The organism is Gulosibacter sediminis (genome assembly GCF_030011715.1).
GTDB classification, from domain to species: domain Bacteria; phylum Actinomycetota; class Actinomycetes; order Actinomycetales; family Microbacteriaceae; genus Gulosibacter; species Gulosibacter sediminis.
The window spans coordinates 13,993-29,211 of record NZ_JASCYH010000010.1; the positions used below are offsets into that span (position 1 = coordinate 13,993).

18 protein-coding genes are annotated in these 15,219 nt (G+C 69.9%); 8 read left to right on the top strand and 10 right to left on the bottom strand.

Annotated features, from left to right (window positions below):
• Positions 1–105: 105 nt before the first annotated feature.
• From QM019_RS05070 to QM019_RS05090, 5 genes are all read right to left on the bottom strand, one after another.
• Complete coding sequence (locus QM019_RS05070) at positions 106–993, bottom strand: hypothetical protein (RefSeq protein ID WP_282852122.1); 888 nt, start codon at positions 991–993, stop codon at positions 106–108.
• A complete protein-coding gene (locus tag QM019_RS05075) occupies positions 993–1,541 on the bottom strand; it encodes a hypothetical protein (RefSeq protein ID WP_282852123.1) in 549 nt (182 codons plus the stop codon). Before QM019_RS05075 ends, QM019_RS05070 begins: the two co-directional genes overlap by 1 nt.
• Before the next feature lie 7 nt (positions 1,542–1,548).
• Positions 1,549–2,985, bottom strand: coding sequence for a phytoene desaturase family protein (locus QM019_RS05080; RefSeq protein ID WP_282852124.1), 1,437 nt, complete (start codon positions 2,983–2,985; stop codon positions 1,549–1,551).
• A 66-nt stretch (positions 2,986–3,051) separates the two neighbouring features.
• Positions 3,052–3,483: a DUF3817 domain-containing protein gene (locus QM019_RS05085; RefSeq protein ID WP_282852125.1), complete on the bottom strand. Its 432-nt coding sequence runs from the start codon at positions 3,481–3,483 to the stop codon at positions 3,052–3,054.
• Positions 3,484–3,492: 9 nt separating this feature from the next.
• Positions 3,493–4,572 carry a DMT family transporter gene (locus tag QM019_RS05090; RefSeq protein WP_282852126.1) on the bottom strand — a complete coding sequence of 360 codons (1,080 nt, stop codon included), beginning with the start codon at positions 4,570–4,572 and terminating at the stop codon, positions 3,493–3,495.
• 267 nt (positions 4,573–4,839) lie between these two features.
• On the opposite strand from QM019_RS05090, the gene QM019_RS05095 reads away from it, so the two are divergent.
• Genes QM019_RS05095 through QM019_RS05105 form a run of 3 tightly spaced genes read left to right on the top strand, consistent with a single transcriptional unit; the run spans position 4,840 to position 5,906 of the window.
• On the top strand, positions 4,840–5,118 hold the full coding sequence (locus QM019_RS05095; protein ID WP_193128023.1) for a hypothetical protein: 279 nt from the start codon (positions 4,840–4,842) through the stop codon (positions 5,116–5,118).
• Between the two features lie 11 nt (positions 5,119–5,129).
• Positions 5,130–5,309: a hypothetical protein gene (locus QM019_RS05100; RefSeq protein ID WP_282852128.1), complete on the top strand. Its 180-nt coding sequence runs from the start codon at positions 5,130–5,132 to the stop codon at positions 5,307–5,309.
• A gap of 18 nt (positions 5,310–5,327) precedes the next feature.
• The gene (locus QM019_RS05105; protein ID WP_282852129.1) at positions 5,328–5,906 is read left to right on the top strand and encodes a helix-turn-helix transcriptional regulator; all 579 of its coding nucleotides are present in this window, start codon (positions 5,328–5,330) and stop codon (positions 5,904–5,906) included.
• Between the two features lie 12 nt (positions 5,907–5,918).
• Here the strand turns inward: QM019_RS05105 and purQ are convergent, their stop codons facing one another.
• Both purQ and purS read right to left on the bottom strand, forming a co-directional pair.
• Complete coding sequence (gene purQ, locus QM019_RS05110; RefSeq protein WP_125107578.1) at positions 5,919–6,611, bottom strand: phosphoribosylformylglycinamidine synthase subunit PurQ; 693 nt, start codon at positions 6,609–6,611, stop codon at positions 5,919–5,921.
• The gene (gene purS / locus QM019_RS05115) at positions 6,611–6,874 is read right to left on the bottom strand and encodes a phosphoribosylformylglycinamidine synthase subunit PurS (protein WP_125107579.1); all 264 of its coding nucleotides are present in this window, start codon (positions 6,872–6,874) and stop codon (positions 6,611–6,613) included. Before purS ends, purQ begins: the two co-directional genes overlap by 1 nt.
• Positions 6,875–7,022: 148 nt before the next feature.
• On the opposite strand from purS, the gene QM019_RS05120 reads away from it, so the two are divergent.
• On the top strand, positions 7,023–8,258 hold the full coding sequence (locus QM019_RS05120; RefSeq protein WP_282852130.1) for an AI-2E family transporter: 1,236 nt from the start codon (positions 7,023–7,025) through the stop codon (positions 8,256–8,258).
• 12 nt (positions 8,259–8,270) lie between these two features.
• Here QM019_RS05120 and purD read toward each other — a convergent pair whose 3' ends face one another.
• Entirely contained in the window at positions 8,271–10,553 is a 2,283-nt protein-coding gene (purD, locus tag QM019_RS05125) for a phosphoribosylamine--glycine ligase (protein WP_282852131.1), read from the bottom strand.
• 53 nt (positions 10,554–10,606) lie between these two features.
• Between purD and QM019_RS05130 the strand changes: the two genes are divergently transcribed.
• Positions 10,607–10,975, top strand: a complete 369-nt coding sequence (locus tag QM019_RS05130) for a sterol carrier family protein (protein WP_282852132.1) — start codon at positions 10,607–10,609, stop codon at positions 10,973–10,975.
• Between the two features lie 17 nt (positions 10,976–10,992).
• Complete coding sequence (locus tag QM019_RS05135; protein ID WP_282852133.1) at positions 10,993–11,397, top strand: hypothetical protein; 405 nt, start codon at positions 10,993–10,995, stop codon at positions 11,395–11,397.
• 19 nt (positions 11,398–11,416) lie between these two features.
• Here QM019_RS05135 and purF read toward each other — a convergent pair whose 3' ends face one another.
• Entirely contained in the window at positions 11,417–12,874 is a 1,458-nt protein-coding gene (gene purF / locus QM019_RS05140; protein WP_282852134.1) for an amidophosphoribosyltransferase, read from the bottom strand.
• Positions 12,875–12,981: 107 nt separating this feature from the next.
• Between purF and QM019_RS05145 the strand changes: the two genes are divergently transcribed.
• The gene (locus tag QM019_RS05145; protein WP_282852135.1) at positions 12,982–13,749 is read left to right on the top strand and encodes a tyrosine-protein phosphatase; all 768 of its coding nucleotides are present in this window, start codon (positions 12,982–12,984) and stop codon (positions 13,747–13,749) included.
• Positions 13,750–13,759: 10 nt separating this feature from the next.
• The gene (purM, locus tag QM019_RS05150; protein ID WP_282852136.1) at positions 13,760–14,863 is read left to right on the top strand and encodes a phosphoribosylformylglycinamidine cyclo-ligase; all 1,104 of its coding nucleotides are present in this window, start codon (positions 13,760–13,762) and stop codon (positions 14,861–14,863) included.
• Here purM and QM019_RS05155 read toward each other — a convergent pair.
• Positions 14,860–15,207: an SdpI family protein gene (locus QM019_RS05155; RefSeq protein WP_164509799.1), complete on the bottom strand. Its 348-nt coding sequence runs from the start codon at positions 15,205–15,207 to the stop codon at positions 14,860–14,862. The genes purM and QM019_RS05155 overlap by 4 nt on opposite strands.
• Positions 15,208–15,219 lie beyond the last annotated feature (12 nt).

The following is a 15,219-nucleotide window of genomic DNA, read 5'->3' on the forward strand; positions in this document are numbered from 1 at the left end:
GGCGGCCTTTCGAGCGAGGGGACCGGCGGTGTCTGCCGATTCATTCCGAGTGAATCGCTCGCGCATGATGTGCAAATGGGATGCACGTGAGAGCGTTCTCATGCGTTAGCGCGGGCTGAGTGCGGGGATGTTCGTGAGGTAGGGCAGGTAGGCGACGCCGGAGGTGTTGTAGCTGAATTTGATGCCCATGATCATGCGAATTCCGACGTGCATACCCCAGGCGCCGGCGCTGAACAGCGCGCCGAGCCGGCGGTCGACGAGCGAGAGCGGCGCGCCGAGTTCGATGACGAGGGCGCCGATCGCGAGCAGGCCGAACTGCCCCTTGCTGCGATACATTTCGCCCGCGAACTTCGGCGGCACCCCGCCGAACGACTCCTTGCGAATCGCGTCGGCCGCGATCTGCTCGCGCAGGGTGTCGCCGCTCGCCCAAGCCCACCCCTGCGGGCTGCGCACCTTCGCGACGCCCGAGATGAGATAGACGGCGCAGGTGGCGAGGTTCATGACGGTCGCGATGCCGCCATAGTGCCGGCTCACGCGGTTCGGCAGCAGGGTGCGCTGCGTGACCAGGGCATCCACCGAGAGCGCGTCGGCGCTGCGCCCGAGACCAAGCGCCATCTGGTGCATCGTGAGCGTGTTGTCGTTGTGAAAGACCATGCCCCACGAGTTGCGGTAGGTGATGGTCCACAGCTGCAGCGCGGCATTGAGTGGGCCGGTGACGCGGTGGGCGAGCCCCGCGGTCGCGGCGAGGTTCACGAGCTGGGCGGCGTCGAAGATCGCGTCGGCGACGCGCGGCGGCAGGGGCCGGCGCAGCACCCGGGCGACGCCGACGGGCGCCCAGCGATCCTCGCCCTGCCGGTGCAGCGTGCGGAACATCGCGCGGCGACGCAGATTGTGCACCGCCGAGAAGGCGCCGACGCCGAGCCGCAGCAGCGCGGGCCGGGCGGCGTGGGTAGTGGGGCGAAGCGTGCGCGTCATGGCACGAACGATGGGCATCACAGTGGCTCCTGGCTGGGGTCGATGACTGCGGTGGACTTGCGGGTGACGCGGCAGCGCACGGCCGTGCCGCCGACGGCACACTCGGCGTGCACCACCTCGGAGCTCGGCGCGGTGCGGCCGGCGAAGTAGCGGTCGAACACGAAGCGGGCGCGCACGACCTCGACGCGCACGAGCTCGCGCTCGCCCGCGACGGCGAGCGAGTCGGCGTACTGCTGCGCGACGCTCGCGGCCTGGCCGGCGCGCACCGCGCGGGCGATCTGCTTGCGCACCTGATTCAGCCCGCCGGCGCCGTAGTGGCGGTAGTGGGGGATGCGCCGCTCGCCCGCCGCCGTGAAGGCGACGACATGGGGCAGGTAGAGCCGGCCGCGGCGGTCGGCCGAGAACATCGGGTAGGTCGACAGCGGAAACGAATCCTCCTCGACCTTCGCCCGGTCGACCTCGGCGCGGGTGCCGCGGTAGTGGCCCAGCGGGGCGAGCAGTACGCCGGCGAGGGCAGCGTAGCCGAGCAGCGGCAGGGCATCTCGGGCGGTGACGGGCGATTTCACGGGTGGCTCACTTCTCTCGGGTGTCGGCGATAAGGGTCTTTGCGGCCCAGTAGCCCGGCATGCCGTGCACGCCGGCGCCGGGCGGGGCGGAAGCGGAGGCGAGGTAGGTGCCGGGCGCGAGCCGGTAGGGGTTCGGCCCGACGCCGAAGCGGCGCAGCAGCTGCGTGCCGGTCATCGCGCCGCCGGCGATGTCGCCGCCGACGAGGTTCGGGTTCCACGCCTCGAGCTGCTCGGGCGAGGTGGTGCGGCGGAACACGACGGTGTCGCGGAATCCCGGCGCGAAGCGCTCGAGCTGGCGCTCGATGCGGTCGACGACCTCGTCCTCGCGCCACTCGGCGTAGCCGTGCGGCACGTGCGCGTAGCCCGACACGACGACCGAGTCGCCCGGGGCGCGCACGCGGTCGGCCGCCTGCTGCTGCGCGAGCAGCACGAACGGATGCTCGGGCAGGCGGTCGCGCGCCACCTCGCGTTCGGCGAGCAGCAGCTCTTCGGCGGTGCCGACGACGTGCACCGTCGTGGCCTCGGCGACGCGCGGGTTCGTCCACGGAATCGGCTCGCGCAGCAGGTAGTCGACCTTGAACGCGCTCGCGCCGTGCCGCCACCGCCGCAGGCCGCGGGGGAGCTCGGACGCGCCGCCGAGCCGCGCGATCTGGCGTGGGGTGAGCGCGAGCACCGTCGCGTCGGCGGGCGGCAGCTCGCGCAAGTCGGTGACCTCGTGGTCGAGGTGCAGGCGGGCGCCATGGGCGCGCGCGACCGCGAGCAGCGCATCCGTAATCGCCTGGCTGCCGCCGGCCGCGACCGGCCAGCCGTGCGTCATGCCGAGCGCCCCGAAGAGCACGCCGAACGCGCCCGTGAGCGGCTGCTGCAGCGGGGCGAAGGCGTGTGCGGCCGAGCCGAGAAACAGCGCCCGGGCGGCCGGCGTCGTGAGGGCGCGGCGGGCAATCGTCGACGCAGGTGCGAGCGCTGCCGGCGCGAAGCGCGCGAGCTGCACCGGGTGACGGGGCAGGTGCGCGAGCGGTTGGAGCACCTCGTTGAGCAGCGCGTCGATGTCGTCGGTCGCGGGGCGGTGGAGGCGGCGCCAGGCGGCCGCGTCGGCGCCGAGGTCTTCGGCCGTCCAGCCGAGCTGGTGGTGGAGCAGCCCCGCGTCGCCGCCGGGGAGCGGATGCGCAAGCGCGAGCCCCGAGTGCTGCCACTCGAGGCCGTAGTTCGTGAGCTCGAGCTCGCGGAACGCGCGGCTCGCGACGCCGAAGGGATGCGCGGCGGCGCCGAGATCGACGAGCGTGCCGGGCCCGAGCGCCGAGGTGGTGGCGGCCGCGCCGCCGGGGCGGTCGGCGCGCTCGTAGATGTCGACCTGCCAGCCCGCTTTCGCGAGCACGGCGGCCGCAGTGAGCCCGTTCGGGCCGGCGCCGACGACATTCGCGCGGCGCCCGTGTTGGGTGTGCATACCCAACACTGTTTCGCCCGGGCATGAGCCGGGCGTGAGGTAACTATGAGAGGGCGATGAGAGGCGCTAGGCCGACAGCGACGACGTCAGCACGAACGCGAACACCGCGACCGTGCTGCAGGCGAGGGTGAAGGGATGCGTCGCGGTCCAGCGCACGAGGCCGCGCGCATCCGCCCCCTCGCCTTCGTCGCGCACCGACGGCGGCACGTGGCCCTTGCGGTGCACGTACCAATCGAACAGCAGCGTGCAGAACGGCGGCAGCGCCGCGAGCCCGCCGAGCAGGGCGACGCGGAACGGCCAGCGCGCGTGCACCCACGCGACGATCACCGCGAAGCCATACGCGAGAAACGCCGTGCCGTGCAGCGAGCCCGCCCACGAGATGAGCGTGCCGCCGAGCTCTGCGTCGCCGAGCGTGCGGATGAGCATCGACGCGATGAGCAGTGCCCACGTGCACGCCTCGATGATCGAGGTGACGCGAAGCAGGCGAGCGGGATGCACCCGTCTAGCCTAGCGATTCGCGGCGGCCCGCCGCGCGTTCGCGACCGTCGTGAAGCCGATCGCCGCGATGACGATCGCGATGCCGAGCCACTGCAGCACCGTGATCTGCTCGGCGAGGAATACGACGCCGCCGATGACCGCGACAAGCGGCTGGATGAGCAGCAGCATCGGCCCCGTCGTGCCGTCGACGCGGGGGAGTGCGCTCGACGTCGCGATCCACCCCACCACCTGCGCGAGCAGCGCGAGGGCGATGAGCACGAGCAGGTGCTCGAGCGGCGGCGTGAAGTTCGGGGCGCCGAACGGCGTCGCGACGAGCGTGCCGACGACCATCGCCGACGTCGTCGACAGGAACACCTGCGTGCAGGCGTGGCCCGTCGGCCGGGCCCGCGCGATCACCATGACGTAGCCCGCGTAGGCGAAGCCGCCGGCAACCGCGAGCATGACGCCGAGGAACACCTGGCCCGAGAACGAGCCCTGCTCGAGCGCGCCGCTGAGCAGCACGACGCCGGCGAGCATGAACGGAATCGCGATGACGAACGGCCGCGCCATGCGCTCGCGGAAGAACAGCAGCGCCATGAGCGGCACGATGATGACCTGGAGATTACCGGCGACGGTCGCGATGCCCGCGCCGGCGAGGTAGACGCCGGGGATGAACAGGCCCACGTCGAGGCCGAAGAACACGCCCGCGAGCAGGTGCATCGCCATGCCCTTCCAGCGCATCCGGCCGTTGAGGCGCCACTCGAGCACCGCGAAGATCGCGAGCGGAATCAGGGCGATGCTAAAGCGGAAGAAGATCGTCGTCGCCGCATTCTCGCCCGACATCTTCGTGAGCAGGGGGCCCATGCCGACCGCGAGCGAGCCGAGCACGACCACGAGCCGGGCGTCGAGCTTCGTGAGGAACGCGAAGAGGTCCTTCGGCACCCGCTTGCCGGCCGCGCGCAGGCGGCGCCGCTCGGCGGCGGGGATCGCCGTGGTGAGCAGCATCGTCGTCGTCGGCACGACCGGGAGGACGTCGCTGACCGGCTCTTCCTGCCGCTCGTTCGGCTTCGCCCAGTGCGACCTGTTGCTGCGCTCCGGCTGCTCCACCATGTCTCCCTCGTTCTCGACGAATGAATGATGTCACCCCGACGTTTCGCGACCAAAAACGGCCGAAATCTGGCTGCACGAAGCTGCCACGCGAACTACCTGCCACGGCAATTTTTCGCTCATCCAAACGGCTGACTTCCCAGTGATTGCAAGGGATGCAGGGGTGCCAGATCGAACCCCGTTGCAGCATCCGGACACGGCTCGAAGCTGATCTTGTTGGCCACCCCGCCGCCGGGCGAACCTCGAACCACCTCGAGAACAGGAGCTCGCATGACCACCCAGAACCGAACCCTCCAGCTCACCGTCGGCATCATCGGTGTCCTCGCTTTCGCGACGGCGCCAACTAGCGCGATCGTCACGGGCCAGGTGCCTCCGCTTACGTACCTCAGCCTGCTGGTCGGTGTTGCCGCGACGGTCTACGTCGTCGTCACCTTCGTGCGCAAACGGCCGGCGACGCCGGGACTCGTGACTTCGCTTGTATCGCTCGCCGTCGGTGACCGCCTCGCTGGGGCGAATGGCTACTACGGCCACGACACCAGCGGCGAATGAAGGGGGCGTGGATGCTGAGCAAGCACGCCACGACGCTCTACGAATACGTGAGCTCGCAGGCCGACGCCACCGTGCAACAGGCGTCAGTATCGCTCGCACTGCGCATGACCGAGACCGAGGAGGCCTGGCGAGAGCTCGCCGACCTCCGCCTCATCACACCCGCCTACGAGGACGCCGAGACCTTCACCTGACGCCGCGTCACGAGCGAGGTGCTCATCGTGCAGCCCGGCCGCGGCTCGACCGTCGAGGTGCAAGAGGAGTCCGACCTCAAAGACGCCGAGCTGCTCGAGGCGGGCATTTCGCGCCGCACCCTGATGCATGACCGCCGGCGTGACCACGTGCCGACGCGGCGCTCGGTCGAGCGGCTTGGTGAGCTCGGCGCCGAGTTCCGCACCGTACCGTCGCTGCCGGTGCGGCTGCTCGTGTTCGACCGCAACAAGGCGATCGTCTCGCGGCACCGCGAGAAGAACGACCCGGCCGCGCTCGTCATCCGCGACCCCGACGTCGCGATGGTGTTCGCGCGCCTGTTCGACACGGTGTGGGATTATGCGACGCCGTTCGAGATCTGCCCCGACGAGGCTGAGTCGGCCGACGCGGTAAAGCTGTCGGCGACGCAGCAGGCCATTCTCGAGGGGCTCTCGATCGGCATGACCGACGAGGCCCTCGCGCGCCGCCTGCAGATGAGCGTGCGCACGTGCCGGCGCCACATCTCGCAGTTGTTCGAGATTCTCGGCGCCGACAGCCGATTCCAGGCGGGCGTGCTCGCCGCCCGCCGCGGCTGGCTCTAGCCTCGGAGGGCGCTAGCCGACGAGTTCGCGCACGAGGCCCATGAACATGCCGCGGCCGTCGATGCCCGAGCGCATCCGCTCGGCAATGTCGGGGCCGTAGCCCGGCTCAACCGCGTGCTCGGGGTGCGGCATGAGGCCCACCACATTGCCGGCCTCGTTGCGCAGGCCAGCGATGTCGTTCATCGAGCCGTTCGGGTTGACGCCGAGGTAGCGGAATGCGACCTGGCCCTCGCCTTCGATGCGGCGCAGCGTCTCGTCGTCGGCGATGAACGAGCCCTCGCCGTTCTTGAGCGGAATGACGATCTCTTCGTTCTGCTCGTAGCCGCGGGTCCACGGGGTGTCGATGTTCTCGACGCGCAGTCCCTGGTCGCGGCAGATGAAGCGGCCGTGGTCGTTGCGGATCAGGCCGCCGGGCAGCAGGTGCGCCTCCATGAGCATCTGGAAGCCGTTGCAGATGCCGAGCACGGGCAGGCCCTTGGCCGCGGCATCCTTTACCTCGCGCATGATCGCCGAGTGCGAGGCGATCGCGCCGCAGCGCAGGTAGTCGCCATAGCTAAAGCCGCCGGGCAGAATCACGGCGTCGACACCCTGCAGGTCGTGGTCGCCGTGCCAGAGCATGACGGGCTCGCCGCCACTGATCTCGACCGCGCGCGCGGCGTCACGGTCGTCGAGCGAGCCCGGGAAGGTGATGATGCCGACGCGCACTACGAGAGCTCCTCGTCGCTCGCGACCTCAATCGAGATCACGTCTTCGATGACGCCGTTCGAGAGCAGGTCGTCGGCGATCTGCGCGACCTCGTCCATGAGCTCCGGCGTGACCTCGCGGTCGGTGACGATCTCGAAGCGCTTGCCGATACGTACATCCGTGAAGTGCTCGCGGCCGCCGGCGGCGAGCGACCGCTGCACGGCCTTGCCCGCCGGGTCCAGCAGCTCCTGCTTCGGCATGACCTGCACGACGATCTTGGGCATCAAATCTCCTTGCAACGTTTGGGGCATCTCCGCCCAATCCTACTCGTGGCGCGCCGCCGTTCAGGCGGCCTGCGAAAGAATGGCGTTCGAATTAGTGGAGGCAAGCATGTTTGGACGTCTACGGAAGCCGAAGACCGATGCTGCGGGGGTGCCACTGGCTGATTCCGCGCTCGAAGATCGCGAGCTGGATGCGCAGCTGCGGGCAAAGGCGCAGGAGCAGGAACGCCAGGGTCGCCTCGTGAGCCCGCGCCGTCCGGCGCAGCTCTGGACCGACAGCGTCGGCGTCGTCGCGACCCGCTCGCTGCAGGGCCTGCTGATCCTCGCCGCCTTCGCCATCCTCATCTTCGGCCTGCTGCACGTGGCCATCGTCGTCGTGCCGATTCTGCTCGCGCTCATCATCGCCTCGGCGTTTGAGCCGGTGATCTCGGCGCTCAGCCGCTACCGATGGCCGCGCGTGCTCTCGACCGTCGTCGTGCTCCTGCTCGTCGTTGTCGTGTTCGGCGGCCTCATCTGGATCGTCGTGATGCAGGTGATGGACCAGTGGGACAACCTCGTGTCGACCACCGCCGAGGGCTTCAACCAGCTCGTGTCGTGGTGGAACAACCAATTCCCGCAGTTCGCGCTCGACGACACTCGCCTCGACGACCTCTGGGCGACTATCCAGTCGCTGCTGTCGAACATCAACTTCGGCGCGGTCGGCAGCGGCCTCGCCTCTGGCCTGTCGGCCTTCGGTAACTTCGCGATGGCGGCCGTGCTGTTCGTCGTGATCCTGTTCTTCTTCCTCAAGGATGGCCCGTCGATCTGGGGCTTCATCGTGCGTCCGCTGCCGACGAACCAGCACCGTCGCGCCGAACTCATGGGCGCCCGCGCGGTCGGCGTCATGGGCGGCTACGTGCGCGGCACCGTGATCGTCGCGCTCGTCGACGCCGTTTTCATCGGCCTCGGCATGGTGTTCCTCGGCGTGCCGCTGTGGCTGCCGCTCGCGCTCGTCGTGTTCATCTGCGCGTTCATCCCGGTCGTCGGCGCGACGCTCGCGGGCATCATCGCGGCGCTCGTGACGCTCGTGACGAACGGCTTCGTGCCGGCGCTCGTCGTCGCCGGCATCGTCGTGCTCGTCAACCAGCTCGAGGGCAACCTGCTGCAGCCGGTCGTGCTCGGCAAGTCACTCAAGCTGCACGAGCTCGTCGTGCTGATCGCCCTGACCACCGGCACCGTGCTCGGCGGCATCATAGGCACGCTTATCGCCGTGCCGCTGACCGCCGTCGCTTGGGCGCTCATCAAGGCCTGGAACGAGTCGCTGCCCGAGCTTGAGGCGCAGCAGGAGGACGACACGATTCGCGCCCGCCTGCGCGAGCGCTGGCGCCGCGCCGAACGTGAAAGCTAGCTTGCCGGCGAGCTAGTCGGCCGGCTCGGCGGTCAGCCGGTCGATGAGCTCGCGGTACTTCGCCGCGGTCTGCTCGACGATCTCGTTCGGCAGTTGCGGGGGAGTACCCTCGCCGTTCCAGTTCTCGCGCAGCCAGTTGCGCACAATCTGCTTGTCGAACGAGGCGAGACGCTCGGGCAGCGGGCGCGACTCGTCGCTGTAGCGACGCTTGTCCCAGTAGCGCGAGGAGTCGGAGGTGAGCGCCTCGTCGGCGAGCGTGACGTGGCCGGCCGAGTCGACGCCGAACTCGAACTTCGTGTCGGCGAGCACGAGGCCCTGCTCGGCGGCGATGGTCGAGCCCGCGGTGTAGAGGCGCAGCGAGAGCTCGCGCAGCTGCGCGGCGTGCTGCTCGCCGACGAGTTCGACGGTGCGAGCGTAGCTGATGTTCTCGTCGTGCTCGCCCTGCGGCGCCTTGTAGGCGGGGGTGTAGATCGGGGCGGGCAGCCGGTCGCCGTCCTCAAGGCCGGCGGGCAGCGGCACGCCGCACACGCTGCCGGTCTCGCGGTATTCGGCGAGGCCCGAGCCCGTGAGGTAGCCGCGCACGACGCACTCGATCGGGAACATCTGTAGCTTCGCGACCCGCATCGAGCGCGCGGCGAGCTCGGGGTCGAGCTGCGCATCCCAGCCCTCGGCCTCGCGGAGGTGGTTCGGGGCCGGAAGCTGCGAGAACCACCAACGGCTCAGCTCGGTGAGCATGCGGCCCTTGCCCGGAATCTCGGGCTCGAGCAGGTGGTCGAAGGCCGAGACGCGGTTGCTCGCGACGACGAGGAGCACCTCGGCGTCGGACTCCGACTCGTAGACCTCGCGCACCTTGCCCGAGTAGATGTGGCGCCAGCCGGCAAGCTCGTCGGATGCTTCGGGCTCGGCGAGTGCCGCCGCGGGCGTCGGCAGTTGCTCGGCCGCCTGAACCGCGAGCGAGTCGGTCGTCGCCGCGACATCGCGCGCCTCGCTCAGCGAGATCGCGCCGGTGCGGGCGAGCTGGCTGTCCTGCAGCGCGGCGCCGTTCTGGGCGATGTCGGTGCGGAACTGGCCGCCCTCGAGGCGGATGAGCCCAAGCGCCGCGTAGGCGCCGCGACGGGCCTGCTGAATCGTCTCGGCGGTTGCGACCACGTTGAGTACGCGGCCGCCCGTGGCGATGATCGCCTCGTCGGCGACGCCGGTCGCGGCGTGGAACACCTGCGCACCTGTCGCCTCGGCGTCGGCGATGCCGGTGATCTCGCGGCCCGAGCGCACCTTATCGGGGTAGCCCTCCGAAGCGAGCACGACGGTGACCGCCGACGCGTCGTTGAGCTCGAGCTCGCGGGCGTGGCTGCCGAGCGTGCCGTTCGCCGACTCGTAGAGCAGGGGCGTGAGCGGCTCGGCGAGGCGCTGCAACACGACCTGCGTCTCGGGGTCGCCGAAACGCGCGTTGAATTCGATGACGCGGATGCCCGCGGCCGTCACGATGAGGCCGCAGTAGAGCAGGCCCTGGAACGGCACGCCGTCGGCGCGCATGACGTCGACGACGGGCTGCGCCACCTGGTCGACCACGAGCTGCATGAACTCGCGCTCGCCGCCGAACTGGTCGTTGAGGAACGGCACCGGCGTGTACGCGCCCATGCCACCCGTGTTCGGGCCGGCGTCGTTGTTGAACAGGCGCTTGAAGTCCTGTGCCGGCGGCAGCGCGCGCACCGTCTCGCCGTCGCTGAAGCAGAACAGCGAGACCTCGCTGCCGTCGAGGAACTCCTCGATGAGCACGGGGCCCTGCGTGAGCCAGTGCTCGGCGTGGGTGATCGCGTCGCCGCGGTCTTCGGTGACGATGACGCCCTTGCCCGAGGCGAGGCCGTCGGCCTTGATGACGTAGGGCGCGCCGTACTCGTCGAGCGTCGCGATGACCTCGCTGAGCTCGCTGTGCTTCACCGCGCGGCCCGTGGGCACGCCGGCGCGCTGCATGATGTCCTTCGCGAACGACTTCGAGCCCTCGAGTGCGGCCGCGGCTTTCGAGGGGCCGAACACCGGCACGCCCAGCTCGCGCACCGCATCCGCGACGCCCGCGACGAGCGGCGCCTCGGGGCCGATCACGACGAGCTCAACCTGCTCGTCCTTGACGAAGTCCGCAATGAGTTCGGGGTTCGTCTGATCGATGCGGATGCGCTCTGCCAGCGCCTCCATTCCGACATTGCCGGGAGCGACGACGATTTCGTGGGCGTTTTCGCGGGCGAGCGACGCCACGAGGGCGTGTTCGCGAGCACCCGAGCCGAGTACCAGAATCTTCACTGCTCCAGGGTACCGGCCAGCAGCCCGGATGTCGTGGTTGCGACAATGGAGGCATGGCTCGTGCAACGATTTCCGACCCCGATGGCAACGCCGCGATTGCAGCCTGGCGCGCGGTGCGCGACGCCGGCGTAACGCCCGCGCGCGGGCAACTCGCGACCGCCGTGCGCTACACGCTGCAGCTGCTCGCCGAGCGCGCGCCCGGCCACGCCGTCGAGGTGCGCGTGCCGCCGTTCGGCGCGGTGCAGTGCATGCCCGGCCCGGGCCACACGCGCGGCACGCCCCCGAACGTGATTGAGACGGATGCGCAGACTTGGCTCGCGCTCGCGACTGGCGCGCTCGCGTGGGCCGACGCGGGCCCCGCGGTGCGCGCATCCGGCGTTCGCGCCGACGTGTCGGCCGCGCTGCCGCTGTTCGGTCGGTGAGTGCGAGAATAGAAGCCATGTCTGACCACCAAACCCCCGACGCCGAGCCCGCAGCGCCTGAAGAATCCGGTGCTCCCGCCGAGCTCGACTACGTGGAGCCCGAGGCGGAGTACGTCGAGCTCGAGGTCGCCGAGGGGGCCGCGGTCGACGAGCGGGGCCCCACCGCCGTCACCACGACCGTGCGCCGCGGAGTGAACATGCGCGGCTGGATCGCGCTCGGCCTCGGCCTCGGCGTGATCCTCGCCTTCGTGTTCACCTACGTGTTCCCCGAGCATGAGGAGTTCTCGCGCGGCCAGGTGCTCGGGTTCCTACTGGTCTTCGTCACGGCGCTCACGACAATCATCGTCGTCGGCATCGCCGCCATCGTCGACTTCTTCATCGGCCGCCGCACCCGCAAGATCACGCTGACCCGCGAGCAGTAGCGGCGGCCGAAGCGGCGCGCTACGACGTCTGCGAGGTCTCGAGCCAGGCGAGGTACTCGGGCGTGACCGTGCCGGTCACGTACTCGCCGGTGAAGCACGACATGTCGAGGCTCGTCACGTCGGAACCCTCGGTGATCGCGTCGAAGAGGTCGTCAACGTCCTGGTAGATCAGCGCGTCGGCGCCGATGACCGAGCAGACCTCCTCGACCGTGCGGGCCGAGGCAACGAGCTCGCCGCGCGTCGGCATGTTGATGCCGTAGACGTGCGGGTAGCGCACGGGCGGGGCCGCCGAGGCGAAGAAGACCTTCTTCGCGCCGGCCCAGCGGGCCATCTCGACGATCTCCTTCGAGGTCGTGCCGCGCACGATCGAGTCGTCGACGAGCAACACGTTCTTGCCCTCGAACTCGCTCGGCAGTGCGTTGAGCTTCTGACGCACCGACTTCTTGCGCGCCTTCTGGCCCGGCATGATGAACGTGCGGCCGACATAGCGGTTCTTGTAGAAGCCCTCGCGGTAGGGGATGCCGAGAGTCTCGGCGAGCTGCATCGCGGCAGGGCGGGCCGAGTCAGGAATCGGCATGACGACGTCGATCGCGTCGACGCCGATCTCGCGCTCGACCTTGTGCGCGAGCTTCTCGCCCATGCGCAGGCGGGTGTCGTAGACCGAGATGCCCGACATTGTCGAGTCGGGTCGGGCGAGGTAGACGTACTCGAACGAGCACGGCGACAGCTGCGTCGTGGTCGAGCACTGGCGCGAGTACATGCGGCCGGCGTTCGTGATGAACACGGCCTCGCCGGGCTCGACGTCGCGCACGAACTCGTACCCGCCCGAGTCGAGCACGAGGCTCTCGGAGGCGACGACCCACTCCTCGCGGCCGACTTCGTCGAGGCGACGGCCGAGCACGAGCGGGCGGATGCCGAACGGGTCGCGGAACGCGAGCATCCCGTGGCCGGCAATGAGCGTGATCGCGGCGTACGAGCCCTCGACGCGCTGGTGCACGTTCGCGACGGCGTCGAACAGTTCGTCGGGGGTGAGTTCGGCGCCAGAGATTTGCTCCTGCAGCGCGTTCGCGAGCACGTTGAGCAGGATCTCGGTGTCGCTCGGCGAGTTGAGGTGCCGGCGGTCGATGTTGAAGAGCTCATCGGTGAGCTCGCGGGTGTTCGTGAGGTTGCCGTTGTGCACGAGCACCAGGCCGTATGGCGCGTTCACGTAGAACGGCTGCACCTCGTCTTCGCTCTTCGCCGAGCCTGACGTGGCGTAGCGCACGTGGCCGAGGCCGACGTTGCCGAGCAGGTTGCGCATGTCGCGCGTGCGGTAGCCCTCGCGCACCTGGCCCTTCAGCTTGACCTGGTGCAGCGTGCTGCCCTCGGCGGTCGCGATCCCGGTCGAGTCCTGGCCGCGGTGCTGCAGCAGCAGGAGCGAGTCGTAGATTTGCTGGTTGACGAGGTTGGTCGAGACATGACCGACGATGCCGCACACGGTATGGGGCGCTCCTGACTGGCAGCGAAACAAGGCGACTAACATCATCCCACTTTCTGCGCCCCTCGCGCAGCGTCCACGACATTCACATGGGCGAGCATGGAGCCATGAGCGAACGACTTCTCGGCTGGGACGGCTTCTACAACGCGCGCGACCTCGGCGGGCTGCCGACCCGCGACGGCGGCACGACAGCCCACGGCGGCTACGTTCGCTCGGCCGACCTGCGCTACGTCACCGAGGCCGGCCTCGGGCAGATGGCCGATGCGGGCATCCGCACCGTCTTCGACCTGCGCAACGATTTCGAGACGCACGTCGAGCCCCGCAACGCTGACGAGGAGCGGGCGAACGCCTACCGCGTGCCGCCGACTCCCGAGGCCGAGCTGCCCGAGGGCGTGTTCGGCGTGCGCGTGCCGCTCGACAACACTCGCGACCACGCGTTCTGGCAGCGGATGCGCGAAGAGGGCCGGTTGGGCTCGCCCCGCTTTTTCACTCCGGTGCTGCGGGAGCAGCCCGAGCGGGTCGTCGCGGTGCTGCGGGCGATGGCCCAGGCGCCGGGCGGCGTGCTGTTCCACTGCGCGATCGGCCGCGACCGCACCGGCCTCGTCGCGTTCACGCTGCTCGCCCTCGCCGACGTCGAGCCCGAGGCGATCGCCGCCGACTACCGCATCTCGACCGCCGCGCTCACGCCGTTCTTCGAGCGCATGGACTTCCCCGACCAGTCGCACCTCATTGACGCGGCGCTCGAGCGCAACGGCTTCACGATCGAGTCGGCCGTCGCCGAACAGCTCGACGGCTTTGATGCGTGGGCCACCCTCCGCGATGCCGGCCTGAGCGACGCGGAGCTCGAGACGTTGCGGGGCCGCCTCGTCGCCTAGGCTTGAGCGCATGAGCGATGAGCTGTACTCGGCGTCCGGTGTCGACACGCGCGCGGGCGACCGCGCCGTTGAACTCATGAAACAGGCCGTGCAGGCCACCCATGGCCCCGAGGTGCTCGGCGGCTTTGGCGGCTTCGCGGGGCTCTTCGACGCGTCGCGCCTCACCAAGTTCCAGCGGCCGCTGCTCGCGACCTCGACGGATGGTGTGGGCACGAAGGTCGCGCTCGCGCAGGCCATCGACAAGCACGACACCATCGGCCAAGACCTCGTCGGCATGGTCGTCGACGACATCATCGTGGTCGGCGCCGAGCCCCTGTTCATGACCGACTACATCGCCTGCGGCAAGGTCGTGCCCGAGCGCATCGCGAACATCGTTGAGGGCATCGCGCGCGCCTGCGCCGCGACCGGCACCGCCCTCACCGGCGGCGAGACCGCCGAACACCCGGGCCTGCTCGGCGACGACGAGTACGACGTCGCGGGCGCCGCGACCGGCGTGGTCGAGGCCGACCGCGTGCTCGGTGCCGAGCGCGTGACCGACGGCGACGTGATTATCGCGATCGGCGCATCCGGCCTCCACGCGAACGGCTACTCGCTCGTGCGCCGCCTCATCGCCGACCACGGCGTCGACCTGCGCGCGCACTCCGACGAGCTCGGCACGACGTGGGGCGAGGCCCTGCTCGAGCCCACCCGCCTCTACACCGGCGAGCTCGTGCGCGTGCTGCGCCGGCCCGAGCTCGACGGCGCGATTCACGCGTTCTCGCACGTCACCGGCGGCGGCATCGCCGCGAACCTCGCACGCGTGCTGCCCCGCGGCAGCTGGGCGCAGCTCGAGCGCTCGCGCTGGTCGCCGCTGCCGGTCTTCCGCGTACTCACCGAGCTCGCTGGGGCCTCGCTCGAGTCGGTTGAGGGCACCTGGAACCTCGGCATCGGCATGTTTGCCATCGTCGACACCGCACGCGCCGACGCGGTCATCGACGCCGTGCGCGAAGAGGGCCACGAGGCCTGGATCGCGGGTGAGGTCACGATCGGCGAGCGCGACCTTGCCGGCTTTGAGCAGGGTGCGAAGGGCGTCGACGGCGGCGCGGTGCAGCTCGTCGGCAGCTACGCGAACTAACGCTCGAGCGTGCGCTGCGCGGCGCGGTGGCCAATGACGATCTGGCCGAGCGCGCCGATCGCGGTGCAGATCACTGCCGTGCCGCCCGCCACGAGAAACGGCAGCACGGTGTTGCCGAGCACCATCGTCGCAATGCCGGCGACCATGCCGAGCCCGTTGCACACCAGCGCCCACGGCCATGCCGCCTCGTGCGCCGCGTGCCAGGCTTCGTCGGAGGCGCGGGTCGCGTTCGTGCGGATGCCGCCGAGGGTGCCGGGCAGGATGCGCCCCGAGATCGCGAGGCGGATCGCGGCGAGCGCGGTGAAGTTACCGACGACAAGCATGAGCCCCAGGATGATCGACATCGCGATCCCCGG